At 71.8% G+C, this 24,338-nt stretch carries 25 protein-coding genes; 10 read left to right on the top strand and 15 right to left on the bottom strand.

Annotation, left to right across the window (positions count from 1 at the left end; translation table 11 throughout):
• Positions 1 to 114: 114 nt before the first annotated feature.
• Complete coding sequence (locus ACGFMK_RS15825; RefSeq protein WP_392762826.1) at positions 115 to 1,080, bottom strand: NADP-dependent oxidoreductase; 966 nt, start codon at positions 1,078 to 1,080, stop codon at positions 115 to 117.
• Positions 1,081 to 1,141: 61 nt separating this feature from the next.
• On the opposite strand from ACGFMK_RS15825, the gene ACGFMK_RS15820 reads away from it, so the two are divergent.
• Positions 1,142 to 1,786, top strand: a complete 645-nt coding sequence (locus ACGFMK_RS15820; RefSeq protein ID WP_392762823.1) for a TetR/AcrR family transcriptional regulator — start codon at positions 1,142 to 1,144, stop codon at positions 1,784 to 1,786.
• Here the strand turns inward: ACGFMK_RS15820 and ACGFMK_RS15815 are convergent.
• The gene (locus ACGFMK_RS15815; protein ID WP_392762820.1) at positions 1,755 to 2,138 is read right to left on the bottom strand and encodes a hypothetical protein; all 384 of its coding nucleotides are present in this window, start codon (positions 2,136 to 2,138) and stop codon (positions 1,755 to 1,757) included. The genes ACGFMK_RS15820 and ACGFMK_RS15815 overlap by 32 nt on opposite strands.
• 77 nt (positions 2,139 to 2,215) lie before the next feature.
• On the bottom strand, positions 2,216 to 3,112 hold the full coding sequence (locus tag ACGFMK_RS15810) for an RNA polymerase sigma-70 factor (protein ID WP_392762817.1): 897 nt from the start codon (positions 3,110 to 3,112) through the stop codon (positions 2,216 to 2,218).
• Between the two features lie 158 nt (positions 3,113 to 3,270).
• Here ACGFMK_RS15810 and ACGFMK_RS15805 point away from each other — a divergent pair, with 158 nt between their 5' ends.
• Positions 3,271 to 3,762, top strand: coding sequence for a carboxymuconolactone decarboxylase family protein (locus ACGFMK_RS15805; protein ID WP_392762814.1), 492 nt, complete (start codon positions 3,271 to 3,273; stop codon positions 3,760 to 3,762).
• Here the strand turns inward: ACGFMK_RS15805 and ACGFMK_RS15800 are convergent.
• Positions 3,720 to 4,628: an LLM class flavin-dependent oxidoreductase gene (locus tag ACGFMK_RS15800; RefSeq protein WP_392762811.1), complete on the bottom strand. Its 909-nt coding sequence runs from the start codon at positions 4,626 to 4,628 to the stop codon at positions 3,720 to 3,722. The two genes, ACGFMK_RS15805 and ACGFMK_RS15800, sit on opposite strands and share 43 nt — an antisense overlap.
• Before the next feature lies 1 nt (position 4,629).
• Positions 4,630 to 5,649 (bottom strand): aldo/keto reductase, encoded by a 1,020-nt coding sequence (locus ACGFMK_RS15795; protein ID WP_392762809.1) that lies wholly within the window; start codon positions 5,647 to 5,649, stop codon positions 4,630 to 4,632.
• A 93-nt stretch (positions 5,650 to 5,742) separates the two neighbouring features.
• Between ACGFMK_RS15795 and ACGFMK_RS15790 the strand changes: the two genes are divergently transcribed.
• The 3 genes from ACGFMK_RS15790 (at position 5,743) to ACGFMK_RS15780 (ending at position 8,838) form a co-directional block, all read left to right on the top strand.
• Positions 5,743 to 6,318 carry a TetR/AcrR family transcriptional regulator gene (locus tag ACGFMK_RS15790; protein WP_392762806.1) on the top strand — a complete coding sequence of 192 codons (576 nt, stop codon included), beginning with the start codon at positions 5,743 to 5,745 and terminating at the stop codon, positions 6,316 to 6,318.
• 556 nt (positions 6,319 to 6,874) lie between these two features.
• The gene (locus ACGFMK_RS15785) at positions 6,875 to 7,726 is read left to right on the top strand and encodes a geranyl diphosphate 2-C-methyltransferase (RefSeq protein WP_323331542.1); all 852 of its coding nucleotides are present in this window, start codon (positions 6,875 to 6,877) and stop codon (positions 7,724 to 7,726) included.
• Positions 7,727 to 7,764: 38 nt separating this feature from the next.
• Positions 7,765 to 8,838 carry a family 2 encapsulin nanocompartment cargo protein terpene cyclase gene (locus ACGFMK_RS15780; protein ID WP_392762803.1) on the top strand — a complete coding sequence of 358 codons (1,074 nt, stop codon included), beginning with the start codon at positions 7,765 to 7,767 and terminating at the stop codon, positions 8,836 to 8,838.
• Here ACGFMK_RS15780 and ACGFMK_RS15775 read toward each other — a convergent pair.
• Positions 8,826 to 10,238, bottom strand: a complete 1,413-nt coding sequence (locus ACGFMK_RS15775; protein ID WP_392762799.1) for an MDR family MFS transporter — start codon at positions 10,236 to 10,238, stop codon at positions 8,826 to 8,828. The genes ACGFMK_RS15780 and ACGFMK_RS15775 overlap by 13 nt on opposite strands.
• A gap of 109 nt (positions 10,239 to 10,347) precedes the next feature.
• Here ACGFMK_RS15775 and ACGFMK_RS15770 point away from each other — a divergent pair, with 109 nt between their 5' ends.
• Positions 10,348 to 10,932 carry a TetR/AcrR family transcriptional regulator gene (locus ACGFMK_RS15770; RefSeq protein ID WP_392762796.1) on the top strand — a complete coding sequence of 195 codons (585 nt, stop codon included), beginning with the start codon at positions 10,348 to 10,350 and terminating at the stop codon, positions 10,930 to 10,932.
• Between the two features lie 14 nt (positions 10,933 to 10,946).
• On the opposite strand, the gene ACGFMK_RS15765 is transcribed toward ACGFMK_RS15770, so the two are convergent.
• From ACGFMK_RS15765 to ACGFMK_RS15730, 8 genes are all read right to left on the bottom strand, one after another.
• Positions 10,947 to 11,768 carry a hypothetical protein gene (locus ACGFMK_RS15765; RefSeq protein ID WP_392762793.1) on the bottom strand — a complete coding sequence of 274 codons (822 nt, stop codon included), beginning with the start codon at positions 11,766 to 11,768 and terminating at the stop codon, positions 10,947 to 10,949.
• Entirely contained in the window at positions 11,765 to 12,394 is a 630-nt protein-coding gene (locus ACGFMK_RS15760) for a hypothetical protein (protein ID WP_392762790.1), read from the bottom strand. Before ACGFMK_RS15760 ends, ACGFMK_RS15765 begins: the two co-directional genes overlap by 4 nt.
• Positions 12,395 to 12,442: 48 nt before the next feature.
• The gene (locus ACGFMK_RS15755; RefSeq protein WP_392762787.1) at positions 12,443 to 13,531 is read right to left on the bottom strand and encodes a hypothetical protein; all 1,089 of its coding nucleotides are present in this window, start codon (positions 13,529 to 13,531) and stop codon (positions 12,443 to 12,445) included.
• Between the two features lie 141 nt (positions 13,532 to 13,672).
• Positions 13,673 to 14,227, bottom strand: coding sequence for an ATP/GTP-binding protein (locus ACGFMK_RS15750; protein WP_392762784.1), 555 nt, complete (start codon positions 14,225 to 14,227; stop codon positions 13,673 to 13,675).
• A gap of 16 nt (positions 14,228 to 14,243) precedes the next feature.
• The gene (locus ACGFMK_RS15745; protein WP_392762781.1) at positions 14,244 to 14,615 is read right to left on the bottom strand and encodes a DUF742 domain-containing protein; all 372 of its coding nucleotides are present in this window, start codon (positions 14,613 to 14,615) and stop codon (positions 14,244 to 14,246) included.
• Entirely contained in the window at positions 14,612 to 15,037 is a 426-nt protein-coding gene (locus ACGFMK_RS15740; protein WP_392762778.1) for a roadblock/LC7 domain-containing protein, read from the bottom strand. The genes ACGFMK_RS15745 and ACGFMK_RS15740 overlap by 4 nt, the downstream gene beginning before the upstream one ends.
• A gap of 68 nt (positions 15,038 to 15,105) precedes the next feature.
• On the bottom strand, positions 15,106 to 17,514 hold the full coding sequence (locus ACGFMK_RS15735) for a nitrate- and nitrite sensing domain-containing protein (RefSeq protein ID WP_392762776.1): 2,409 nt from the start codon (positions 17,512 to 17,514) through the stop codon (positions 15,106 to 15,108).
• A 380-nt stretch (positions 17,515 to 17,894) separates the two neighbouring features.
• Positions 17,895 to 18,896 (bottom strand): helix-turn-helix transcriptional regulator, encoded by a 1,002-nt coding sequence (locus ACGFMK_RS15730; protein WP_392762774.1) that lies wholly within the window; start codon positions 18,894 to 18,896, stop codon positions 17,895 to 17,897.
• A 332-nt stretch (positions 18,897 to 19,228) separates the two neighbouring features.
• On the opposite strand from ACGFMK_RS15730, the gene ACGFMK_RS15725 reads away from it, so the two are divergent.
• Genes ACGFMK_RS15725 through ACGFMK_RS15710 form a run of 4 tightly spaced genes read left to right on the top strand, consistent with a single transcriptional unit; the run spans position 19,229 to position 22,584 of the window.
• Positions 19,229 to 20,626 (top strand): fatty acid desaturase, encoded by a 1,398-nt coding sequence (locus ACGFMK_RS15725; RefSeq protein ID WP_392762772.1) that lies wholly within the window; start codon positions 19,229 to 19,231, stop codon positions 20,624 to 20,626.
• On the top strand, positions 20,626 to 20,814 hold the full coding sequence (locus ACGFMK_RS15720) for a ferredoxin (RefSeq protein ID WP_392762770.1): 189 nt from the start codon (positions 20,626 to 20,628) through the stop codon (positions 20,812 to 20,814). Before ACGFMK_RS15725 ends, ACGFMK_RS15720 begins: the two co-directional genes overlap by 1 nt.
• Positions 20,811 to 21,956, top strand: a complete 1,146-nt coding sequence (locus tag ACGFMK_RS15715; RefSeq protein ID WP_392762767.1) for an NAD(P)/FAD-dependent oxidoreductase — start codon at positions 20,811 to 20,813, stop codon at positions 21,954 to 21,956. The genes ACGFMK_RS15720 and ACGFMK_RS15715 overlap by 4 nt, the downstream gene beginning before the upstream one ends.
• Position 21,957: 1 nt before the next feature.
• A complete protein-coding gene (locus tag ACGFMK_RS15710; protein ID WP_392762764.1) occupies positions 21,958 to 22,584 on the top strand; it encodes a TetR family transcriptional regulator in 627 nt (208 codons plus the stop codon).
• 9 nt (positions 22,585 to 22,593) lie between these two features.
• On the opposite strand, the gene ACGFMK_RS15705 is transcribed toward ACGFMK_RS15710, so the two are convergent.
• Complete coding sequence (locus ACGFMK_RS15705; RefSeq protein WP_392762761.1) at positions 22,594 to 24,330, bottom strand: pyruvate dehydrogenase; 1,737 nt, start codon at positions 24,328 to 24,330, stop codon at positions 22,594 to 22,596.
• Positions 24,331 to 24,338: the final 8 nt, after the last annotated feature.

Genomic DNA, 24,338 nt, shown 5'->3' with positions numbered 1-24,338 from the left:
GGGGGGCCCCCCCCCCCCCCCCCCCCCCCCGCCACATTGGGTGCACTCCCGGCCACCCGTGCCACCCCGGCACCCGGGCGATCGCGGGCCGTCGCTCCTCGCCGCCTGGCCGGTTCACCGCGTATCCGGCAGGGAACCCTGATCCGGGTTCTGGTGCAGCAGCACGATTTTCCCGCGAGCGTGCCGGGTCTCCGCGAGGGCGTGCGCGGCCGCGACCTCGTCCACCGGGAACGTCGCCGCCACCGGGATCCGCAACCGGCCCTCGTCGGCCAGGGTGATCGCGATCGCCAGACCGTGCAGCGCCAAGGGATCCGCGCCCGGGGTTCCCGGCGCCCCGTGGGAGAAGTGCACGCCGTGGGCCGCCGCGGTGAAGTCGGCCAGCGTCACCACCCGCGCCGGATCACCGGCTACCGCCACGAGGTCCGGCAACGCCCCGCCCGCGCAGTCGACCACCGCGTCCACTCCGGACGGTGCCAACGCACGCACCCGCTCCACCAGCCCGGGGCCGTACGTCGTCGGATCCGCGCCCAGCGAACGCAGGAAGTCGTGGTTCCCCGGACCGGCCGTGCCGAGCACCCGCGCGCCGCGGGCGGCCGCGAACTGGACGACGGCGGTGCCCGTCCCGCCCGCCGCGCCCTGCACCAGCACCGTCTGCCCGGCGCCGACCGCGAGCCGGTCGAGCACCCGGGTGGCCGTCTCGACCGCGCCCGCCGCGCCGCCCGCCTCCGCCCAGCTCCACGCGGAAGGCTTCCGTGCCCACGCCGCCAAGACCGCGAAGTCGGCGTTGGCACCTCGCGTCGACGCGGGGGCCATGCCGAACACCGCATCGCCGACCGCGACGTCCGTGACGCCGGAGCCGATCTCGTCGACCACGCCCGCCGCGTCGAACCCGGTGCGGAACGGGAACGTCACCGGCACGGCGTCCCGCAGCTCGCCCGAGCGGAGCCGGATCTCGCCGGGCGAAATCGCGGAAGTCCTTACGGCGACGCGGATTTCTCCCGGTCCGGCGTGCGGCGAAGCCACGTCGGCGACCTCCACCACACTGGACGGACCGTAGGAGGAAAACTGCACTGCTCTCATCCGAGCGAACGTAACGGAGCACCCCGTCCGGTTGGCTAAAGTGAGAGGGGTGACGGCTCAAGTGAGAGCGCCCCTGCGCTCCGACGCCCGCGACAACCGCGGGCGCATCCTCGCGGTCGCCCGCGCGGCCTTCGCCGCCGAAGGCCTCGACGTGCCGATCCGCGAGATCGCGCGCCGCGCCGAGGTCGGCGTCGCGACCGTCTACCGGCACTTCCGGACCAAGGAGGCCCTGCTGGGCGAGGCCTTCGCCGAGCAGCTGGCCTCGTGCCGGGTGGTCGTCGAAGAGGGCCTCGCGGCCGACGACCCGTGGCGCGGGTTCTGCCTGGTGATCGAGCGCCTCATGGAGGTGCACGCCCTCGACCGCGGCTTCGCGCGCGCGTTCACCTCGCGGCTGCCCGGGAGCACCGCGTTCGCCGCGGACCGCGACCGGACCCTGCGCCTGCTGCTCAAGCTGGTGCGGCGAGCCAAGGAAGCCGGCGAACTGCGCGACGACTTCGTGCTGGAGGACATCAGCCTGGCACTGATGGCGAACGAGGGCATCCGCGCCGACTCGCCCGAGCTGCGGGTGGCGGCTTCCCGCCGGTTCGCCGCCCTGATGATCCAGTCGTTCCGGGCGGAACCGGTCCGCGCGCCGCTGCCGCCCGCCGTCCGGCTGCCGCTGTCCCGGGTCGAGCTCAGCAGGGCCCGAAGTACCGGCACTCGATGAGCGCCCTGAGGTCGTGGGCCGCGGCGCGCGGTTCCAGGTCGTCGAGCAGGGCGGCGAAGCCATCAAAGCCGTCGAGGGGGACGACCTGCTCGGCCGTGTCGTGCTGGGCGCAGCCGCTGCCGTGGAGGTTGCCCGCCGGGACGACGCAGAAGATCTCCGAGCCGTCGTCGCCGTAGCTGAAATAGGCCTGCAACGGCACCGGGGTCGCGTCGGCGACCGGGTTGCACCGCGCGCCGCCGAAGCTGCCGGGGTACTCCCAGCCGGCGTCCGGGTCTGCGGCGGCGTCGAGGCGCCAGCCGCGCCCGGTGAGGAACTCGTGCACACGCTGCCGGCCGGACGCGGTCTGGGCCATCAAGGCGATCCCTTTCGAAAGAAGCGAGGAACCTCCAGTGTCGCGGGAGGCCCACCGCCACGAACGGGTGACCACGGTCAGCGGCGCAGCGTGGTCTCCTCCGCCATCCCCGACAGCTTCGCGGGGTTGCGCACCGCGTAGACGCCGGTGACGAGACCGCCCTCGACGCGCAGCGCCACCACAGTATCGAGCTCGCCGTCGATGGACAGGACCATCGCCGGGTGGCCGTTGACCTGCGCCGGCCGCAGCGTCGCCTGTCCGTCGACCCGGTCCAGCCCGCCGAACAGCACCCGGCCCACCTTGTCGGCGCCCACCACCGGCCGCAGCACGGCCTGCTTGACCCCGCCGCCGTCGCCCACGAGCACGACGTCCGGGGCGAGCAGATCGAGCAGTCCCTGCAGGTCACCGGTTTCGATCGCGCGCTGGAACGCCGCGAGCGTGTCGCGGGCGGCGGCCCGGGAGACCGTCTCGCGCGGCCGGCGCGCCGCGACGTGCGACCGGGCCCGGTGCGCGATCTGGCGGACCGCCGCGCCGCTCTTGCCGACGGCGTCGGCGATCTCGTCGTAGGGCAGGTCGAACACCTCGCGCAGCACGAACACCGCGCGCTCGGTCGGCGTGAGCGTCTCCAGCACCAGCAGCATCGCCATCGAGACGTGGTCGGCCAGCTCGACGTCCTCGGCGACGTCGGGCGTGGTCAGCAGCGGTTCGGGCAGCCACGAACCGACGTAGGACTCCTTGCGGCGCCCGAGGGTGCGCAGCCGCTGCAGGGCCTGGCGGGTGGTGATCCGCACCAGGTACGCCCGCGGCGACTGCACGGTGGAGAGGTCGACGCCCACCCACTTCAGCCACGTCTCCTGCAGGACGTCCTCGGCGTCGGCGGCCGAGCCGAGCATCTCGTAGGCCACGGTGAACAGCAGGTTCCGGTGGGCGACGAACACCTCGGTCGGATCCTCCCCGCTCGTGCTCCCCGTCATGGTGGTCCCCCTTCGGATCCGGCTGCGTCCCCCCACAGATACCGGGCCCCGCCGTTCTGTGACAGGTCCGCGCTGTGGCGTGGGTCACTGTCACAGAACGGCGGGGTACCGGCATCTGGTGGTCGTCAACACACGCACCACGAGATGAGGACATCGTCATGGAAGCTCGATTCAGCATGCTGGACAACGAATTCGCCGCCAAGTTCGGCAAGCGGTTCGCCGGGGTCAGCCTGATGATCGACCAGTCGCCGCTGCCCAAGGTCGTCCAGGAGCTGGTCAAGATCCGCGCCAGCCAGATCAACGGCTGCGGCTTCTGCACCGACATGCACACCAAGGACGCCACCGCCGAGGGCGAGACCGCGGTCCGGCTCAACCTGGTCGCGGCCTGGCGCGAGGCCACCGTGTTTACCGACGCCGAGCGGGCCGCGCTGGCCCTGACCGAGGAGGGCACCCGCCTCGCCGACGCCCACCAGGGCGTGTCCGACGAGACGTGGGCCCAGGCGCGCAAGCACTTCGACGACGACCAGCTCGGCGCGCTGGTCTGCCTGGTCGGCCTGATCAACGCGGCCAACCGGATGAACGTCATCGCGCGCACCCCGGCGGGGTCCTACGAGGCCGGCATGTTCGCCGACTTCGTCCCCCAGGGCTGAGCCGTCACGGGCTTGATCACTTCGTCGGCGAGCCACCGCGCGACGCCGTCCGGGTAGGGCGACGCCACGCTGAGGACGAAGTGCCCGAAGCCCGCGTCGAGGGCTTCGCGGATCGCGTCGCGGGTGGCGGCGGGATCGTCGTAGGACACCGGCAGGTGGATCGAGCGGGTGATCGACGCGGGGTCGCGGCCGATCTCGCCGCAGTAGCGGTCCAGCAGGGCACTGCGGCTGACGACGTCCTCGAGGTCACCGCCCGGGATGTTCCACACGTCGGCGTGCTCGGCGACCACCCGCAGCGTCGCGGCCGCGCGCCCGCCGATGACGATCGGCGGGTGCGGCCGCTGCACCGGCTTGGGGTTGCCGAACGCCCCGGTCAGCTGGTGGTGGACGCCGTCGAAGTCGAACGGCTCGTCCTCGGTCCACAACCGCTTGATCACCGTGCAGGCTTCGGCGAAGCTCGCCACGGCGTCCGCGGTCTCCTGGAACGGCAGGCCGTGGGCGGCGTACTCGCGCCGGGCCAGCGGGTGGCTGGGCCGCGAGCCGACGCCGATGCCGAAGTCGAGCCGGCCGCCCGAAACGACGTCGACGGTCGTGGCGATCTTGGCCAGCATCGCCGGCGGCCGGAAGCGGTTGCTGGTCACCAGCAGGCCGAGCCGCAGCCGGGACGTCTGCGCGGCCAGCGCCGAAAGCAGCGTCCAGCCCTCGAAGATCGGCCCGTCCGGGTCGCCGAAGATCGGCATGAGGTGGTCGAACAGCCAGGCGTGCTCGATCTCGGGGATCGTGTCCGCCTCGCGCCAGACGCGCAGGATGTCGTCGTAGGAGACCTGCGAAGGCGCGGTCATGATGCCGAATCGCGGAGCGGACATGTCAGCGGCGCCTCAGGGTCGGGTCGAGCAGGGCGGGCGGGGTGTCGAACTTCTCGTCGGCGGCCAGGTCGGTGCCCGGCGCGACGATCGTGTCGATCTCGTCGAGCACGTCGGCGGGCAGGACCGTGTCGGCGGCGGCGAGCTGTGAGCGCAGGTGCTCCAGCGTGCGGGGGCCGATGATCGCGCTGGTCACGGCGCGGTGCGCGGTGACGAACCCGAGCGCGAGCTGGATCAGCGTCAGCCCGGCCGCGTCGGCCACCTTCACCAGCCGCTCGACGGCGTCCAGCCGCGCCTGGTTGGCGGGCCGGGCCAGGTCGAAGCGCTGCGGCAGGACCTGCGACCGGCTGGTGGTGATCTCCCGGCCCGCGCGGACCGCGCCCGAGAGCCAGCCGGACGCGAGCGGGCTCCAAGCCAGCACGCCGAGGCCGTACTCCTCGGTCACCGGCAGCACGTGGGTCTCGATGCCGCGCTGCAGGATCGAGTAGCTGGGCTGCTCGGTGACGTACCGGCTCAGGCGGTGCTCGCGGGCGGCCCACTGGGCCTGCACGATCCGGTAGGCCGGGAAGGTCGACGAGCCGAAGTAGCGGATCTTGCCCGCGCGCTGCAGGTCGGTCAGCGCGGAAAGCGTTTCCTCGTCGCTGGTGGCCGGGTCCCAGCGGTGCATCTGGTAGAGGTCGACGTGGTCGACGTCCAGCCGGCGCAGGCTGTTGTCCAGCTCGGTGACCAGCCAGCGGCGGGAGCTGCCGCGGTGGTTGCGCTCGTCGCCGATCGGCATGGCCGCCTTCGTGGCGAGCACGAGGTCGTCGCGGCGGCCGGCGATCGCCTTGCCCACCATCACCTCCGACTCGCCGTCGCCGTACATGTCGGCGGTGTCGACGAGGTTGATCCCGCCTTCGAGGGCGGCGTCGACGATGGCGGTGGTCTCGTCCTGGGTGGTGCGCCCGATGGCGCCGAAGTTCATCGCGCCGAGCGCGAGGGAACTGACCTGCACACCGGTGCGGCCCAACGTGCGGTACTGCATGAGACTGGTCCTCCATGGCATCATGGTCAAACGGAACGTTGCTCCACTAACGATACGGAGCATTGTTCCGTTTAGCAAGGACGGGAGGACGTCGTGGTGGACGAAGGGGCTGCGCGGCCGAAGCGGGCGGACGCGCGGCGCAACAAGGAGACGCTGCTCGACGCGGCCGCGGCGGTCTTCGTCGCCTCGGGCGTGGACGCGCCGGTGCGCGACATCGCCGCCAAGGCCGGCGTCGGGATGGGCACGATCTACCGCCACTTCCCGACCCGCGCCGACCTGGTCATCGCCGTCTACCGGCACCAGGTCGAAGCGTGCGCCGAGGCCGGCCCGGCGCTGCTCGAAAGCAGCGAGAGCCCGCACGCCGCGCTGGCGCAGTGGATCGACCTGTTCGTCGACTTCCTGGTCACCAAGCACGGCCTGGCGGGGGCGATGCAGTCCGACAACGCCGGGTTCGAGACGCTCCACGCGTACTTCCTCGACCGGCTCGTGCCGGTGTGCACGCAGCTGCTCGATGCCGCGGTCGCGGCGGGCGAGGTGCGCGCCGACCTGGCGGCCATCCAGCTGATGCGCGGCGTCGGGAACCTGTGCATCGGCGCGGACAGCGACGACGGCTACGACGCGCGCCGCCTGGTCGGGGTCCTCGTCGCGGGGCTGCGCCTGCCGCGGTGACCCGGCTCTCCCCGTGATGTGCCGGGAAGGTGGCGAGTGCGGAGGGGAGCACCTGCCCGGCGCCCGATCGTGGCTGGCGGCGGCCAGATGCGCCCCAATGTGGCGTTCGGTGCGTCAGATGCACCCAACGCCACATCGGGTGCATCACGGCCGGTCCGTCCACGGCGCCAACGTCCACAGTGGACCCTTCAGGGGGACGCCACGGCAGGGCCCTCAGCGCTCGTCGCGGCCAGGCCGCCGCCCGAACGGCCCCACCGGCTGCCGGGAAACCCGAAACCGGTGTTGGCCGCTCGCCAAGGCGGCGGATCGTTCACCCGCTGTCGTCCGTCGTCATCCGACCAGGGAACGCGTTGGGCCGCCCGGGTTGCCGTGCCGGGCGAGATCCCTGTCGCTCGGGAGGGCCCGATGGTCCGATCAGGCCGCGGAATCGCGGGCTCCCGTTTCCCGGAGTGAACGTTCTTGTGACCCGCGACAATCGCCCACTAGCGTTGGTCATCGGGCCGAGGAAAACGTCCGGTCCCATTCTTTCCGCCATGGGAAATACAAGGAGCCGCCCGTGATCTCCACCGACCAGCCCGTGATCCGCAGCGCGTACCAGCAGTCCATCGCGGACTACTGGAACCGGGAAAAGGATCCGGTCAACCTCCGGCTGGGCGACGTCGACGGGCTCTACCACCACCACTACGGCATCGGCGAATACGACCCCGCGGTGCTGGAGGCCCCCGAAAACATCCGCGACGAGGCGATCATCGCGGAGATGCACCGGCTCGAGACGGCGCAGGCCGAGGTCCTGCTCGACCACCTCGGCGCGGTCGGGCCGGGCGACAGGCTGCTCGACGCCGGCTGCGGCCGCGGCGGCACCAGCATCATGGCCAACCAGCGGTTCGGCTGCCAGGTCGACGGGGTGTCCATTTCGGAGCAACAGGTCGCCTTCGCCAACGAGCAGGCGAACAAGCGCGGCGTCGCCGGCCGGGTGCGCTACCACCTGCGCAACATGCTCGACACGGGTTTCGAGACCGGGGCCTTCAAGGGCGCCTGGAACAACGAAAGCACGATGTACGTCGACCTGCACCAGCTCTTCGCCGAGCACGCGCGCCACATCGCGCCGGGCGGCCGGTACGTCACCATCACCGGGTGCTACAACGACGTGACCGGCGGCCGGTCGCGCGCGGTGAGCCAGATCGACCAGCACTACATCTGCAACATCCACGCCCGCGGCGACTACTTCAAGGCCTTGTCGGCCAACGGTTTCGTGCCCATCAACGTCGTCGACCTGACCGCGGCCACCATCCCGTACTGGGAGCTGCGCGCGCAGTCGTCGGTGGCCACCGGGATCGAGGACCCGTTCCTCACGGCGTACCGCGAAGGCAGTTTCCACTACCTGCTCATCGCCGCCGACCGGGTCTGACCGTGGCGACCGGCACCGCCCCGGGGTGTCCTCTGTGGATGGTGGACGACGCGCTCGCGTTCGCCGCCGGGCCGTCGGGGATCGGCACGTCCGCGGCCCGGATCACGGCGGACCTGGCCCACGAGCCGGCGTACGCGGAGCGGGAATGGGGTGACGGCACGGCTTCGCCGCTGTACGTCCCGGTGGTCGAACGCGTCGACGAGCCGCTGGCCGAGGAGGTCGACCGGCGGCTCGTCGCGTGGGCCGCGGACTGCGGGTTCACCGGCGAGGGGCTCGACCAGATCGCGAAGGCGGGCTTCGGCCGGCTGGCGATGCTGGCCCACCCCGACAGCGCGGACCCGGATCTGCTGCTGATCGCCGCGCAGCTCAACGCCGTCTGGTGGGCCGCCGACGACTACTACGCCGACGACAGCGCACTCGGCGCGTCGCCGACCGAACTGCCGCCGCGCCTGGCCCTGGTGATGGCGGCGATGGACCCGGTCGCCCCGGCCGGCGAGTTCAGCGGCCCGCTCGAGGAGGCGCTGCGGGCCGACCCGATCCTGGTCGGGCTGAACTCGGCGGTCGGGCACCTGGGCCGGCACGGCACGCCGACGCAGGTCCAGCGCGTCTGCTACGCCACGTTCTCGATGTTCGTCAGCTGGGACGCGTACGCGGCCTGGCGCTACACCGAGGCCTACCCGCCGGCGTGGGAGTACCTGGCCGCGCGCCAGCACGACAGCTTTTACACCTCGATGACGCTGTGCGACCCGGTCGGCGGCTACGAGCTGCCCGCCGCGTTGTACTACGACCCGCGGGTGCGCCGGGCGATGATGCGCGCCGGTACCGCCTGCGTGCTGGTGAACGACCTGTACTCGGTGGCGAAGGACGCCGCCGACGAGAACCCGGTGTGCAACATGGTCCTGCAGGTCGCCGCCGACCGCGGCTGTTCGGTCGAGGAGGCCACGGAGGTCACCGTGGACCTGCACAACACCATGGTCCGCGAGTTCGAGGCGGGGCACCGCGAACTGCTCGCCGTGCCCGCGCCCGAGCTGCACCGGTTCCTCAAGGGTGTCCGGGCGTGGATGGGCGGCGGGTACGAATGGCACGCCACCAACCCGCGCTACCGAACCTGACCTGAGCCGGCCGGGCGGGTGCCGGGCAGCAGCAGGGCGGGGACGACGGCGAGCGCGGCGAACGCGACCGCCCAGGCGAAGGTGTGGCCGAAGGCGGTGACCTGACCGGCCGTCCCGGGGTGGGCGGTCAGCTGGCGTTGGAGGACGACGGCGAGCACGGCGGTGCCGAAGGAGCCGCCGATCTGCTGCACGATCCGGGTCGTGCTGCTGGCGTGCGAGATCCGCTCGGGGGGCAGGTCCCGGTAGGCGCCGACCAGCACGGCCATGTTCGCCGCGCTCAACCCGGCGCCGCGGACGACCAGGGCGATCGCGAGCAGCAGGCCGTTGGTGTGCTGGCCGCCGAGGGCGAAGGGGAGGGTGCCCGCGGCGGTCAGCACGATGCCGGCCAGCACGAGCGGGCGCGGGCCGATCCGGTCGGCCAGGCCACCGGTGAACCGGGCCAGGAGGCTGCCCAGGCCCTGCGGGGCCAGCAGCAGCCCGGCGGCGACGACGCCTTCGCCCTGCACCTGCTGGTAGTACAGCGGAAGCAGCAGCATCGAGCCGAACAGGGCGAGCCCGGAGAGGAACAGCAGGGCCGACGACGCGGCGAACGAGCGCGTCCGGAACAGCCGCAGGTCCACCAGCGGTTCGGTGGTGCGCAGGGCGTGGCGGGTGAACGCGGCGAGCAGCACGAGCCCGGCCGCCAGGGGGAGGAGTGCCCGCAGGCTGCCCGGGCCGGCCGAGGTGGCCATCTCGGACAGGCCGTAGACGACGGCGGCCACGCCCGGCGAAAGCAGCAGCAGCCCGGGAACGTCCAGGCGGCTCGCCTTGCCCGGCGGGTCCTCGGGGAGCAGCCGCCAGGCGAGCACGATCGCCAGCAGGCACAGCGGGACGTTGACGTAGAAGATCCACCGCCAGCTCAGGTGCCCGGCGATGAGCCCGCCGAGCACCGGGCCGAGGATCGGGCCGATCAGCGCGGGCAACGTCACGACGGCCAGCAGCTTCCCGAGCCGCCGTCCGCCGGCGGCCCGGACCAGCAGGGTCTGCAGGAGCGGCAGCATCAGCCCGCCGCCGACCCCCTGGACCACGCGGAACCCGATCAGCGAACCGATGTCCCACGCCGCCCCGCTCAGCACGGAACCCAGCAGGAAGAGCGTCAACGCCGCCAGCCACAGCCGTTTGGCGCCGAAGCGGTCGGTCAGCCAGGCGCTGCCCGGCACCGCCGTGGCCATCGCCAGCAGGTAGCCGGTGCTGACCCACTGCACGGTCGCCACCGGCGCGCCGAGCTCGGTGCCCAGCGTGTGCAGGGCGACGTTCACGATCGTGCTGTCCAGCAGCGGGGCCATCGCCCCGAGGACCAGGACGCCGGCCAGCTTGAGCACCGCGGGCTCCAGCCGGTCCGGACGGGTCGGTGCGGTCATGCGAACCCCCATCGTCGTCAGAGACAGTCGTTAGAGACGGTCCGTCTCTAACGACGTACGGTAGCCTGAGCCGTCAAGAGACGCAACGTCTCTTTCGGAGGGGATGGGCATGACGCAGGGCGGGGCGCGACGCCGTGGCGCGGCGCTGGAGGCCTCGTTGCTCGAGGCGGCGTGGGAAGAGCTGGCCGCCGTCGGGTACGCGCGCCTGACGATGGAAGGGGTCGCCGCGCGGGCCAGGACCGGCAAGCAGGTCCTCTACCGCCGCTGGCCCAACCGGGCCGAACTGGTGGTGGCCGCGTTGCGGCACAACACGGGCTCGATCGTCGACCGGATCCCCGACACGGGAACGCTTCGCGGCGACGTCCTGACGCTCCTGCGGCGGATGGCGCGGCGCCAGCACGACGTCAGCCCCGACGTCGTCCACGGGCTGCTGGCCGAAGTACCCGAGATGAACCCGGAGTTCTTCACGGTGATGCGCGAGGCGATGACCGCCGTGCTGCGCCACGCCGCGGACCGGGGCGAGCTCACGCTCGCCGCCCTGCCCGCGCGCGTCGTCACGCTGCCCGCCGACCTGCTGCGCAACGAGATCTTCTTCGCCCGCGAGCCGATCGGGGAGGACACGCTCCTCGAGATCGTGGACGACGTGTTCCTCCCGCTCGTCCGCGCGACGGCGGGAGGCACGCCGGATCAGTGAGGTTCAGCGCGGTGTCACGCCAGGCGTTCGTGCCAGGACGTGAACGCCGTGACGAGGTCTTCGGGCGCGCCGGCTTCGCGAAGCCGCCGCGTTTCGTCCTCGATGTACTCCCGGTACAGCGGGGCCAGGTGCGCCAGCAGTGCCGGTTCCGCCTCCGCGGGATCCAGCGGTTCGCCCGCCCGGACCCGCGTCGCCAGGTGGACCAGCGGCGCCGCCGAAGCGCCGGGACGGCCGAGGTACCAGGCGATCGCCTCGTCGTTGGTCGCCGCGCGGCCGGACTCCATCGCCCCCGTGCACCCGAAGCGCAGCGGGAAGAACACCGCCTTCGTGAACCACACCTTGTCGGCCAGCAGCCGCTCCGGCCGGTGGAACTCGGCGACCACCTCGTCGGCCGCCAGGACGGCGACGGCGAACCGCGCGCTCTCCAGCAGCAGCTCCGTACCGTCCGGGCGAGCCACCTTCCCGGCGATCTCCTCGCCGGTCAGCAGCGCGCCGCGCTCGGCCAGTTCCAGGCGGTCGATCGCCGGGAAACGCCCGTCCTCCTCGCCACGGCTCAGGGCCGGCAGCGACCCCCAGAACACGGACAGCTTGCGGTGCAAGGGACTCCGCTCGCGAAGCCGCTCACCGAGGGTGTCGAACGTGGCCGGGTCGTCGTCGTGGCGCTCGGTCAGGACGACGGCGAGGTCGATGTCGCTCACGGCGGCCGAGTAACCGCCGTAGGAGAGACTGCCCAGCAGGTAGGTCGCGACCAGGCGTTCGCCGAAGGCTTCCTGGTACGCACGCACGGCTTCGCCGGCGACGGTACGGGCCGCGGCGGCGGGGTCGGTGATCGTCATGCCGCGACGGTAGCGCGCTTGGCGCACTCGGCGATGCGGTTCGAGACGACCCCGATCACCTGCCAGGCCCGGTCCAGCACGGTGACGAGCGAGTCGACCGTCCAGTCGTCGCGCTGCCGCAGCACTTCGTAGCCCATTTCGAGGTGTTCGACGTCGGCCTCGTCGTGCAGCTCGAAGTACTCGTCCTCGGGAAACGCTTTCGTGCCGGCCTGGCTGAACACGAGGCTCCCGGCTTCGAGGGCGAGGTGGGCGAGCACGGCGCGCTGGACACCGGGCAGCACCGCGAACTGGTCGACGAACCACGACGCGCCCGCCTCGATCACCGGGTCCCAGACCAGCTCCCGGTCCTCCGCGCGGCTGCGGGCCAGGATCCGGTCGTGGCCGATCTCCTCTTCCTGGTGCTCCAGCGCGAGCGCCCGCAGCTTCGGGTCGGACTCGTAGGTGACGCGCGCGCTGATCATCCGCTGGAAGGCGTTCGACCACGGCTGCAGGTAGGTGAGCACGGCCCTCTTGGTCTCGGCCGACGTGGCCTCGTCGGTCAGCAGCCGGATCAGCTCCGACTCTTCGTACTCGCGTTGCCGTTCCTCGTTGTAGGCGGCGACGCGCTCGACGTCCTGCTGGGACATGGCCGGCTCCTTCCGGTGGTGCTGCGGCAGATCGTCTTTCCGGTGCCCCTACGCGGGATCGACCGACGCGAGCGCCTGGTCGAAAACGGGGAACCGGAAGTACGTGGTGACGTCGCCGCGGCGGCCGGCGGCGCGGTGGCTGACCAGCTCGAGCAGACCCCGGCTTTCGGTCAGCGGCCCCGGGGCCAGCGCGGCGACGAGGGCGCGGAACCGGCCGGGGTCGACGCCTTCGCCGCCCAGCAGCGCGGCGGTGCGGTCCACGGCCTCGGCGTCACCGGAGGCCAGCGCGGGGAGCCGGAGGTACGTCGTGGACTCGGCGGCCCGGTCCAGTCCGGACCGGAACGCCAGGCAGCTCAAGGCGGCTTCCCCGGCGCCTTCCCGGTCACCGGTCAGCACCCGGTAGGCGGCCGCGGCGCTTTCGGCGTCGTGCTGCCGCGCGACGGCGGCGATGCGGTTCAGCTCGGTGAGGTCGGCGCCGTGGTTGCGGTAGTAGATCTTCACCCTGGCGTCGGCGTCTTCGGCCACGTCCACGGCGAAGAACTCGATCTCCCGCTCGCCGTCGGCGCTCTCGACGCGCCGGCGCGCGTCGTCCCACGCGGGGGTCAGGCCGAGCCGGTCCATGGCTTCGCCCACCGCCGCGTAGCGGTGGGGCAGCGGCCACTCGTACAGGCCGAAGTAGGACTTGTGGACGATCCGCGCCGGCGGCCGCCAGGCGACCGAGTGCCACAGCGGCGCCGTCGACGGCCGGCCGGCGCGCGTGGTGAACAGCTCGTGGATCCGGCCCCAGTAGCGGGTTTCCCCGGTGTCCACCGCGGGATCCGGGTCCTCTTCGCCGAGGGTGTCGAACAGCAGGCGCAGCTCCGGGTGGCCCCCGGACCAGTTCACCGACATCTCGGCCGGGAACCCGTCGCCGGCCACGTAGGACGGCTGGGCCGGTTTGCTCCCGATCGGATCGCCGCTCCACGAAGGGAGCAAACCGCGCAGCAGCCGGGTGGTCCGCACGGCTTGGTCGACCGGGATCTCCAGCGCTTCGCACGCCGTCGCCCACAGCCCGCCCAGGAAATCACCGAACAGCCGGCCCCGTGCTGGATAGTTTTCCCTTATATATTCGGGAAACCACGGCAATCGACTGGTCACGTCCGGATGCTATCAGTTTGGTGCATTCGCAACTAAAAAGCTGTACCCAGGTGGTCCAACCAATTGCGCCATGTGGGTCTGTCGGCGTTCGCCCTGGCCACGCAGGGGTACGTGGCTGTCCCAGCAGGACAAAACAAGACATCAGACCGTTGCGGGTACCACGGTCATCGCGTGCTTGACCAGACGAATCAGGGCCAGTTTGCCGGAATCCCGGTCGCGTGCGTCACACATGACGATCGGCACACGGTCGGGAATGACCAACGCTTCCCGGATTTCGTCCGGCGTGTACCGCGGGGCGTTGTCGAAGCAGTTCACCGCCACGACGAACGGGATCTTGCGGCGTTCGAAGAAATCGATGGCCGCGAAGCTGGTCTCCAGGCGCCGGGTGTCGATGAGCACGATGGTGCCGATCGCGCCGCGCGCCAGGTCGTCCCACATGAACCAGAAGCGTGCCTGGCCCGGGGTGCCGAACAGGTAGAGCACGTGGCGCGGCGAGATGGTGATCCGCCCGAAGTCGAGCGCGACGGTCGTGGTGGTCTTGCGCTCCACGCCGGACAGATCGTCGACGCCGGCACTGGCCTCGGTCAGCACCTCTTCGGTCGTCAGCGGCGGGATCTCGCTGACCGAGCCGACCATGGTCGTCTTCCCCGCGCCGAACCCGCCGGCGATGATGATCTTGACCGGGGTGGGGACCATGTCCACCCCGGAGCCGTCAGTACCTGATGAGGCCATCGAGAACCGCCTGGAGAGTTTCGAGGTCCGGCGCCTGCGCCGGATTGTGGGTGGGGGAGCGCGTGATCACGAGGCCGCGTTCGATCAGGTCGCCGCACAGCACCCGGACGACCCCGAGCGGGATCTTCACGTAGACCGCGATCTCCGCGATGGACACCGGGTTGCGGCACAGCTGCACGATCGCCAGGTGCTCCGGGCCCAGCCCCAGCGGCTCCTGCTCGGAACGCAGGGTCATCACCTGGGTCGAGAGGTCGAGCCGGGCGTGCTCGCCCGGCGTCCGGCCGCTGGTGATCGTGTAGGGCCGCACGAGCGGCCCCGCGGCCTCGTCGTACCAGCCGTCGTCCCCGCTCACGTGGCCTCCCGTAGTACGCGTGCCGCGTCGCGCGGCGCGGACGCCAGGTAGTCCCCGACGCGCTTGACCAACCGGTTCATCTCGTAGGCGATCATCTCGACGTCCACGCTGTCCGCCGCCAGCACGGCGAGGCAGGCACCCTGCCCGGCCGCGGAGACGAACAGGTAGCCGCGCTCCATCTCGATCATGTTCTGCAGTACCGGGCCGCGGTTGAACTGCTTGCTCACCCCCTTGGCCAGGCTGACCAGGCTGGAGGCGATGGCGGACAGCTGGTCCGAGTCGTCCTTGCTCATGCCGGCCGACTTGCCGATCAGCAGCCCGTCGGCGGACAGCACGATGGCGTTCTGCGCGCCGACGACGCGGCTCACGACGTCGTCGAGCAGCCAGTTGAGATCGGGTTTCGCGTTCCCGTACTCGTTCATGCTCCAGAGACCTTGACTTTCCTGTGGTGACGACTTTCCTATGTGGACGTTCGGGTGCGTGACGCGGCTTACGAGTCTTCGGCGCCGTCGCGGCCTCGCCGGGTGCCCTTGTGGAAGGCCGCGAGCGTGCGCGCGGTGCCTTCACCCGGGGCCACGTCGGGCACGGCGTCGTCCTCCGGCTCGTTCTCCAGCTGGGCGACGAGGTTCTGCTGCGGCTCGCGCCGCGGCAGGCGCGGCCGGTCGTCGAGCCGCTCCTGCGGCGGCTCCGCCGGGCGGGCGGCGAGCCGCTCCTCCAGCGCCGCCGGCGGGGCGGGCGGCGGGTCGAGCGGGGCCCGCACCGGGTACGGCCTCGGCTTGACGTCCCGCTTCATCGGGATCTGACCGGTGAACGAGCTGGGCGGGTCCATCGAGCGGCGGGCGCTTTCCGGTGCCGGGGCCGGAGCCTGTGCCACGGGGGCGCCCACCGGCGCGAGGACCGCGGTGTCTTCGGCCCGGACGAACTCGGCCCCGTCCGGGCCGGCCGGCTGGTCGGTCGCCAGGTGCGCGGTCGGGACGAGCACGGTGGCCCGCAGGCCGCCGTAGCGCGACGGGTCGAAGGTGACGGTCATCCCGAGCTTGGACGCCAGCCGCGCGACCACGAACAGGCCGAGGCTCGAGTCGGCCCGCAGCGCCATCGCGTCGAACTCGGGCGCCTCGGCCATCATCTCGTTGGCCCACTGCCGGACGCCCTCCTTCATGCCGAGGCCCTGGTCCGACACGTCGACCACGACACCGCGGGCGACCACGCGGCTGGTCACCTCGACCGGCGAGCCGGGCGGGGAGAACGTGGTCGCGTTGTCGACGAGCTCGGCGATCAGGTGGATCGTGTCGGCCACCGCGGCGCCGGCGATCGCCACGTCGGCGACCTGCTCGACCTGGACCCGCGGGTACTGCTCGGTTTCCGAGACCGCCGCGCGCAGGACCTCCATCAGCGCCACCGGCTTGCGCCAGCGGCGGCCCGGCTGCTTGCCGCCCAGGATGATCAGGTTCTCCGTGGTGCGCCGCGCCCGGGCGGCGAGGTGGTCGAGCTGGAACAGCGACGCCAGCTGCGTCGAGTTCTCCTCCCGGGCCTCCATCTCGTCCAGGATCTGCAGCTGCTGGTGGACCAGGACCTGGTTGCGGTGGGCGATGCCGAGGAACACGTTGTGCACGCCGCTGCGCGCCTTCGCCTCGCTTGCGGCGGCGTTGACGGCGGTCAGCTGGGCGGTGTTGAACGCCTCGGCCACCTGCCCGATCTCGTCCCGGCCGTGGTCGAGCTGCGGGAGTTCTTCGTTGAGGTCGACGGATTCGCCGTTCTTGAGCCGGTCCACGATGTTGGGCAGCCGGTTGCGGGCGAGGTCGAGGGAGTCGTTGCGCAGCCGCGCGAGACGCGTCATCAGGGCGCGGTCGACGAGCGAGCGGGACACCCGGATCGCGACGATGATCGCCGCGAGCGAGGCGAGCAGGGCCACCACACTGCCGATGATCGCGTTGCGCAGCTGGGCGTCACCGGAGTCGATGGCCGCCGCGGAGACCTTGTCGGCCTGGTCGATCGCCATGTCGTTGAGGGCCTGGGCGACCTTGCTCGTGGCGCTCTGCCAGTCGGCGCTGCCGACCGGCGGGCCGTCCCGGTCGCTGCCGGACCACGGGCCGTGCTTGACGATCGCGTCTTCGGCGCCGGCCAGCTGCCGCCACGCCGTGCCGGTGGTCAGCGCCTCGTACTTGGCGCGGACCGCGGGGTCGAGGAACGGCGCGATCTGCGTCAGCTGCGTCTTGTAGAACCCGGACAGCTGGGTGAACTGGACGAAGTCGTCGGGGGCGAACGTCCCGGACGCGAGCGCCGTCGAGACGAGCGAAGTCTCGCGCGACATCATGTCCCCGGCGCGGAAGACCGACGTCGCGGTGATGCCGCCGTAGGCGGCCGCGGCGTCCGGCACCACGCGCGCCTGGGTGTCGAACAGGTTCGACGCCGTGTCCAGCACGCCGTTGTAGTACGTGTTGACCTGGGCGCGGTCGATGCTGCGGAAGCCGATCTGCGAGCGCAGCACCGGAAGCTGGTCGAACTGGTTCTTGAGCGCGTTGACCTTCGTCGCGATCTCGTCGGGCGCGTTGGAGATCGTCGCGGCGAAGGCGTTCTGCAGCACGGAGAGCTTCTGGTCGGTGGCCTTCTGCTGCGTCTGCAGCCGGGTCTGCCCCAGCCCCGGGTCGTCCAGGTACTGCAGGGCGACCTGGCGCTCCTGCTGGAAGGCGGCCAGCGCGGTGGCGGCGGGGATCGACACCTCGCGCACGGAGGCCGCGACCAGCCGGACGTAGAGGCCGTTGACGAAGAAGTACGAAGACAGCGCCGTCCACAGCACGAGGAGCGTCACACTCGGAATGAGGACGGTCCGGGTGAGCCTTTTGCGGATCGACTTGTCGTACGGCTTGTCGGCCTCGTCTTTGTCGTCTTTGGTACGCACGGGGGTTCACGAACTCCTGAGTGACGGTCGGCGATAAGGGGGGACCCGGTCGAGGAAGCAGACACGACGATGGGACACAGTGGCCGCCGTCACTCGTCTTCGCCTCACCCTCCGTGTTGCCGCAGTATCGATCAGGGTCCGTTTTTTACCACGAACCACTGACGCGCGGCGGAGCTGACCCGGCCCGCGGACGCCTGTCCGGCGTCGCGCGAACACCGTTTACCGTTCGCGCCGGGGCCGCTACCGCCATTTGCGCGGGTCTCGGCGCCGGGCGGCAATTCGCAGTACTCGAGACTAGGCCGAACGGGTGAAACTGAATTGATCGGGAGTGATCGTCCCGGTAGCGGGACGAAGGGGCAGTGCGGGTGCCCCGGTGGGCGCTACCGCCGTTCGGGTTCTTCGACGATTTCACCGGATCCGGCGGCCGCCCAGGCGCTGAGCCGCCGGGCGAGGCCGCGAACTTGATCACGCAGCGCGTCCGGCGTCTCGATCGTGAACGGCCGGTCCAGGGACGCGAGCAGCGACGGGACCCAGTCCAGCCGCTCGGCCCGCAGCCGGACCCGCACCCAGTCGTCGTCGCCCGGGATCGCCGCCACGGTCGCGATCCCGGCCGGGAGCCGCGGCCGGACCTGCTCGGCGCTCGCCCGCACCCGCACCGAAACCTCGTGCGGCCGCGGCACTTCCGCGAGCCCGGCCAGGACCCGCTCGCCGGGCTCGAACCCGTCGGGCACCGTGAAGGAGCCGGCCGCTGGCGTCGCGGACGCGATCCGGTCCAGCCGGAACGTGCGCACCTCGCCGCTGGCCGAGTCTTCGCCGGTGACGTACCAGCGCCCCGAGTGGGCGACGATCCCGTACGGGTGCACGGTGCGCTCGCTGCGCCGCCCGTCCCACGCGGTGTAGGCGACGGCGACGGGCCGCCGGTCCCGCGCCGCTTCGGCGAGCGTCAGCAGCACGGTCGTCTCGGGGCTGGTGGCCGCTCGCGCGGGAGTGGTGAAGTCGAGGGTCTCGAGCAGCGCGTCCAGCTTGCGGCCGAGCGACTCGGGCAGGACGCGGCGCACCTTCGCGGTAGCGCTTTCCCGCGCGACGGCGGAGGTGGTGGCCAGCCCGGCCCGGTGCCCGGCGACCAGGCCGAGGAGCACGGCGAGCGCCTCGTCGTCGGTGAGCATCAGGGGCGGCATTCGGAACCCGGGCGCGAGCCGGTAACCGCCGTAGCGGCCGCGGACGGTGCGGACCGGGACGTCGAGGTCGATCAGGTGGGCGGCGTACCGGCGGACGGTGCGCTCGTCCACCCCGAGCCGCCCGGCGAGCTCGGCGACGGAGCGGGTGCCGCCGCCCTGCAGGATCTCCAACAGGGCGAGCACCCGGGCGGTCGGTCGCGTCACGTTCCTGAGTCTGACACGCATACCGGGCGGATCCCGCCCGGTATCCGGGCTGGGCCCGGTCCCGCTTGCGGACCTGTGCTCCCAGCGCCGGCTCACCCGCCGGACGGGCTGCGGCCGCGGCCTTGACCACCCAGGACCCCCACGCCCGACAAGTCCGTGAATGTCGCATTGAGGGACTCTAAGTCCCTCAATGCGACATTCACGGCTTTACCCAGGTCCCTGGGAGCCGCGACCAGGTCCCGGACCCAAGTGATTGACAAAAGGTCGCCTCTTGTCAACTGAGCTGTACATCCTCTATCGTTTTGTAAACCCAGCCAACGGAGGAGGGTGTGATGAGCGAAGTGACCGGGACGGTGCCCGCCGGGTCGACCGAGGTGTGGCGCGATCGCAAGCGGTACCTGTGGCTGATCGGGCTGGTGGTGCCGTCGCTCGCGTTCCTCGCCATCGGGCTGCACGCCGCCACCGGCTGGGGGGTCTGGTTCTGGATCGGGCCGATCGTGATCCTCGTGGTCGTGCCGCTCATCGACCTGGCCGCCGGGCTGGATCGCAGCAACCCGCCCGACGACGTGCTCGAACGGCTCGAGAAGGACCGGTACTACCGCTGGATCACCTTCGCCTTCCTGCCGATCCAGTACGTCGGTTTCGTCGCCGCGTTCTGGCTCGTCGCCCGCGGTGAGCTGTCCGTTGTGGACAAGATCGGCCTGGCGATCTCGATCGGCTGCATCGGCGGGATCGGCATCAACACCGCGCACGAGCTGGGCCACAAGAAGGAGAGCCACGAGCGCTGGCTGTCGAAGATCGCGCTGGCGCAGAGCTTCTACGGCCACTTCTACATCGAGCACAACCGCGGCCACCACGTCCGGGTCGCGACGCCGGAGGACCCGGCCAGCAGCCGCGTCGGCGAGAGCTTCTACCGCTTCTGGCCACGCACCGTCTTCGGCTCGCTGAAGTCCGCGTGGCGGCTGGAGCGCAAGCGCTACGCCCGGCGTGACAGGCACCCGTTCCGCCTCGGCAACGACGTCCTCAACGCGTGGCTGATGTCGGCCGTGCTGTGGGCCGCGATGGTCGCCTGGCTGGGCGTCGGCATCCTGCCGTACCTGGTGATCCAGGCCGTGGTCGGCTTTTCGCTGCTCGAGGTCGTCAACTACATGGAGCACTACGGCATGCTGCGCCAGCGCGTCGGCGCGCCCGACCGCCGCCGGTACGAGCGCGTGGATCCCAGCCACAGCTGGAACTCCAACAACATCGCCACCAACGTCCTGCTCTACCACCTGCAGCGCCACAGCGACCACCACGCCAACCCGACCCGGCGCTACCAGACGCTGCGCGACTTCGCGGAGTCGCCGGTCCTGCCCACCGGGTACGCCGGGATGATCGTGCTCGCGCTCGTCCCGCCCGTGTGGCGCCGGGTGATGGACCCGCGCGTGCTCGCCCACTTCGACGGCGACCTCTCCCGCGCGAACCTGCAACCGTCCAAACGCGACAAGCTCCTCGCGCGGTACGGCACCCGCGTCACCGCGGGGCACCAGCTCCAGGACACCCACGGCGACGCCACCGAAGGTGGCATGTGCCCAGGCTGCGGGTACGTCTACGACGAGAAGCTCGGCGACCCGCGCGAGGGCTTCCCGGCGGGGACATCGTGGTCGGCGATCCCGGACTCATGGTGCTGCCCCGACTGCGGCGTCCGCGAGAAGGTCGACTTCGTCGCGCCGGGACGGGTGGACGCGTGATGCGGATCGAAGCGGACCTCGGCAAGTGCGACGGCCTCGGCATGTGCGAGGCGATGGCGCCCGACTTCTTCGAGGTGGGGGACGACGGCACGGTCGTCGTCCTCGACGAGCGGCCCGGCGAGGAGCACCGCCAGGACGTCGCCGCCGCCGTGGACTCCTGCCCCGTGCTGGCCCTGAAACTGACATGACCCTCGTCGTCGTGGGCGCGTCACTGGCCGGGCTGCGCGCGGTCGAGTCCGCGCGCCGCACCGGCTACCGCGGCCGGATCGTGCTGATCGGCGCCGAGGACCACCTGCCCTATGACCGGCCGCCGCTGTCCAAGGCGTTCCTCGACGCCGGCGGCCCGGCCGAGGTGACGCCGTTCCACCCGGAAACCGTGCTGCGGGACGAACTCGACGTCGAGCTGGTGCTGGGCGCGCCCGCCGAAAGCCTCGACACGGCCGCCCGCGAGGTGACGGCCGGCGGCGCCGCGATCCGGTATGACGCCCTGGTCGTCGCCACCGGCGCGACCGCCCGCCGGCTCCCCGGGGCCAGGGCGTTGCGGACCGCCGAAGACGCCGTCGCGGTGCGCGCCGCGCTGGACGAGGGCGCGCGCACCGTCGTGATCGGCGCCGGGTTCATCGGCAGCGAAGTCGCTTCGGCGGCCCGCAAGCGCGGCCTGCCGGTGACGATCGTGGAAGCCCAGGCGGTCCCGCTCGTCCGCGCGGTCGGCGCGGAGGCCGGGGCGGCGCTGGCCGGGCTGCACCACACGGCGGGCACCGACCTGCGGCTCGCCACCGAGGTCGTCGAGGTAGGGGACGGCGTCCGGCTGGCCACCGGCGAAGTCCTGCCCGCGGACCTGGTCGTCGCCGGCATCGGCGCCGTCCCGGCCACCGGCTGGCTCGAGGGCAGCGGCCTGACGCTGCACGAGCGTGACCGCGGCGTGGTCTGCGACGCGACGCTCGCCGCGGGACCACCCGGCGTCTACGCGGCCGGCGACGTCGCGCACGTGGCGAACCCCCTGTTCGACGGCGAGCCGATGCGGCTGGAGCACTGGACGAACGCGGCTGAGCAGGGTGCGGCCGCCGCTCGCCACGCGCTCGACCCGGCGTCGGCGCGCGCCTTGCAGCCGGTGCCGTACTTCTGGTCCGACTGGTACGGCCACCGCATCCAGTTCGTCGGGACGCCGCACGCGGACGAGGTGCTCGTCCAGGGGGACACCACGCTCTACCGGCGGGCCGACCGGATCGTCGGCGCGCTGACCGTCGACCGGCCGCGCGAGATCATGAAGCACCGCAGGCGGATCGCGGCGCGCGCCCCGTGGTCCGAGGCCCTGACGGCCACCGCCTAGGATGCGCACCATGAGCGGGGCGGTTCCGGCGCAGGTCGAAGGTGGTCAGCACCGGCGGCCGATCATCACCGCGGCGATCGAGCTGACCGCGAAGTCCGGCTGGTCGGCGGTCACCATGGCCCGGCTGGCCGAGCTGGTCGGCGTCAGCCGCCAGACCGTCTACAACGAGATCGGCTCCAAGGCGGCCCTGGCCGAGGCCATGGTCGCCCACGAGCTCGACCGGTTCCTCTCGGTCGTCTCGGCGGCCTTCGAGCGCCACCCGGACGACCTCGTCGAGGCGATGTACGACGCCGTTCGCGCCGTCCTGGAGCTGGCCGACGACAACATCCTGCTGCGTGCGATCGCGACGGCCACCCACGGCACGGACACCGAGCTGCTGCCGCTGCTGACCACCCGGGCGAGCCTGCTGCTCACCGGCGCGAAGACCATGCTGACCACCCGCGTGGTGTCCTACCGCCCGGAGCTGACGTCCGAGCAGGTCACGGTCGTGATCGACGTCGTCGTGCGCACGGTGCTCAGCCACGTGATGCAGCCGTCGGACACCCCGGCCCGCACCGCGGACGCCCTGGCCTGGGTGGCCGCGCGGGTCCTCGGCGTCGAGACGCACCCGCGCCTGCGCCACGCCTGACATTCGGCCCTAGGGCCGCGGGATGTTGCGCAGGTTGCTGCGCGCCAGCTCCAGCATCCGGCCCACCCCGCCCTGCAGCACCGTGCGGGTCGAGGCCAGCGCGAACCCCCGCACCTGCTCACCCGTGATGTGCGGCGGCAGCGAAAGCGCGTTGGGATCGGTCCTGGCGTCCACGAGGAACGGGCCCGGCGACGCCAGCGCCCGCTCCAGCGCCGGGCGGACGTCGGCCGGGTCGTCCACCGCCACCGACTCCAGGCCGCACGCCGCCGCGATCGCCGCGTAGTCCGCCATGCCGTGGTCGGTCTCGTAGAACGGATAGCCCGCCACCATCATCTCGAGCCGGATCATGCCGAGCGAGCCGTTGTTGAACACGACCACCTTGAGCGGCAGGTGCTGCTCGCGGACCGTCAGCAGCTCGCCCAGCAGCATCGACAGCCCGCCGTCGCCGGACAGCGAGACCACCTGGCGGCCCGGCGCCGCGGTCTGGGCGCCGATCGCCATCGGCAGCGCGTTGGCCATCGAGCCGTGCCGGAACGACCCGAGCACCCGGCGGCCCGGTCCCGGCGTGAGGTACCGGGCGGCCCACACGTTGCCCATGCCGGTGTCGACGGTGAAGATCGTGTCGTCGCCCGCGACGTCGTCGAGCTGCGCGGCGAGGTACTCCGGGTGGATCGGCCGCAGCTTCGCGATGTCTTTGGTGTAGGCGGAGACGACGTTCTCGAGTGCCTTCGCGTGCCGCCGCAGCATCTTGTCCAGGAACCCGCGGTCGGTCTTGGGTTCCAGCAGCGGCAGCACCGCGCGCAGCGTCGCCCCGACGTCGCCGGTGACCCCCAGCTCCAGCGGCGTGCGCCGGCCCAGCCGCGCGGCGTCGCGGTCGATCTGCACCGTGCGGCGGCCCGGCAGGAAGCTGTCGTAGGGGAAGTCCGTGCCCAGCAACAGGAGCAGGTCGGCCTCCTGCGTCGCCTCGTAGCAGGCGCCGTAGCCGAGCAGCCCGCTCATGCCGACGTCGTAGGGGTTGTCGTACTGGATCCACTCCTTGCCGCCGAGCGAGTGCCCCATCGGCGCGTTGACCTTTTCGGCCAGCGCCAGCACCTCCGCCCGCGCGTCCCGGACCCCGGCGCCGGCGAACAGCGCGACGCTCCCGGCCCGGTTGATCAGGTCGGCGAGCTCGCGGACGTCGTCGGCGGCCGGCTCCTCGACCGGCGTGCGGTAGGCGAGCGGGCTCGTCCCGGTTTCGTGCGCGATCGGCCGGGCGCCGATGTCGCCGGGGATGACCAGCACGGACACACCGTGCTTGCCGACCGCCGTCTGCATGGCGATCCGCAGCAGCCGCGGCATCTGCGCGGCGCCGTTGACCATCTCGGTGAAGTGGCTGCAGTCGTCGAACACCCGCTCCGGGTGGGTCTCCTGGAAGTAGCCGGTGCCGATCTGGTTCGACGGGATGTGCGACGCGAGCGCCAGCACCGGCGCGGCGCTCCGGTGGGCGTCGTAGAGGCCCTGGATGAGGTGGGTGTTGCCGGGCCCGCAGCTGCCGGCGCAGACCGCCAGCCGGCCGGTGACCTGGGCCTCGGCGGACGCCGCGAAGGCCGCGCCCTCTTCGTTGTGGGTGTGCACCCAGTCGAAGTCCGGGTGCCGGCGGACGGCGTCCGCGATCGGGTTGAGACTGTCGCCGACGAGGCCGTAGATCCGGCGCACACCCGCCGCGTGGAGCACTTCGACGAGCTGTTCCGCCACAGTGGTGGCCATCGGGAGTT

Origin of the sequence: Amycolatopsis sp. NPDC049252 (assembly GCF_043197175.1) — a bacterium.
Classification (GTDB): domain Bacteria; phylum Actinomycetota; class Actinomycetes; order Mycobacteriales; family Pseudonocardiaceae; genus Amycolatopsis.
The sequence above is the reverse complement of the archived record's forward strand: the minus strand, read 5'-3'. Positions and strand labels throughout refer to the sequence as shown.

Coding starts and splice junctions, on each gene's coding strand:
- ACGFMK_RS15825 (WP_392762826.1), bottom strand. CDS start 1,080: ATGAGAGCAGTGCAGTTTTCCTCCTACGGTCCGTCCAGTGTGGTGGAG.
- ACGFMK_RS15815 (WP_392762820.1), bottom strand. CDS start 2,138: ATGGCCCAGACCGCGTCCGGCCGGCAGCGTGTGCACGAGTTCCTCACC.
- ACGFMK_RS15810 (WP_392762817.1), bottom strand. CDS start 3,112: ATGACGGGGAGCACGAGCGGGGAGGATCCGACCGAGGTGTTCGTCGCC.
- ACGFMK_RS15805 (WP_392762814.1), top strand. CDS start 3,271: ATGGAAGCTCGATTCAGCATGCTGGACAACGAATTCGCCGCCAAGTTC.
- ACGFMK_RS15800 (WP_392762811.1), bottom strand. CDS start 4,628: ATGTCCGCTCCGCGATTCGGCATCATGACCGCGCCTTCGCAGGTCTCC.
- ACGFMK_RS15795 (WP_392762809.1), bottom strand. CDS start 5,649: ATGCAGTACCGCACGTTGGGCCGCACCGGTGTGCAGGTCAGTTCCCTC.
- ACGFMK_RS15780 (WP_392762803.1), top strand. CDS start 7,765: ATGGTGGACGACGCGCTCGCGTTCGCCGCCGGGCCGTCGGGGATCGGC.
- ACGFMK_RS15775 (WP_392762799.1), bottom strand. CDS start 10,238: ATGACCGCACCGACCCGTCCGGACCGGCTGGAGCCCGCGGTGCTCAAG.
- ACGFMK_RS15770 (WP_392762796.1), top strand. CDS start 10,348: ATGACGCAGGGCGGGGCGCGACGCCGTGGCGCGGCGCTGGAGGCCTCG.
- ACGFMK_RS15765 (WP_392762793.1), bottom strand. CDS start 11,768: ATGACGATCACCGACCCCGCCGCCGCGGCCCGTACCGTCGCCGGCGAA.
- ACGFMK_RS15760 (WP_392762790.1), bottom strand. CDS start 12,394: ATGTCCCAGCAGGACGTCGAGCGCGTCGCCGCCTACAACGAGGAACGG.
- ACGFMK_RS15750 (WP_392762784.1), bottom strand. CDS start 14,227: ATGGTCCCCACCCCGGTCAAGATCATCATCGCCGGCGGGTTCGGCGCG.
- ACGFMK_RS15740 (WP_392762778.1), bottom strand. CDS start 15,037: ATGAACGAGTACGGGAACGCGAAACCCGATCTCAACTGGCTGCTCGAC.
- ACGFMK_RS15725 (WP_392762772.1), top strand. CDS start 19,229: ATGAGCGAAGTGACCGGGACGGTGCCCGCCGGGTCGACCGAGGTGTGG.
- ACGFMK_RS15720 (WP_392762770.1), top strand. CDS start 20,626: ATGCGGATCGAAGCGGACCTCGGCAAGTGCGACGGCCTCGGCATGTGC.
- ACGFMK_RS15715 (WP_392762767.1), top strand. CDS start 20,811: ATGACCCTCGTCGTCGTGGGCGCGTCACTGGCCGGGCTGCGCGCGGTC.
- ACGFMK_RS15710 (WP_392762764.1), top strand. CDS start 21,958: ATGCGCACCATGAGCGGGGCGGTTCCGGCGCAGGTCGAAGGTGGTCAG.
- ACGFMK_RS15705 (WP_392762761.1), bottom strand. CDS start 24,330: ATGGCCACCACTGTGGCGGAACAGCTCGTCGAAGTGCTCCACGCGGCG.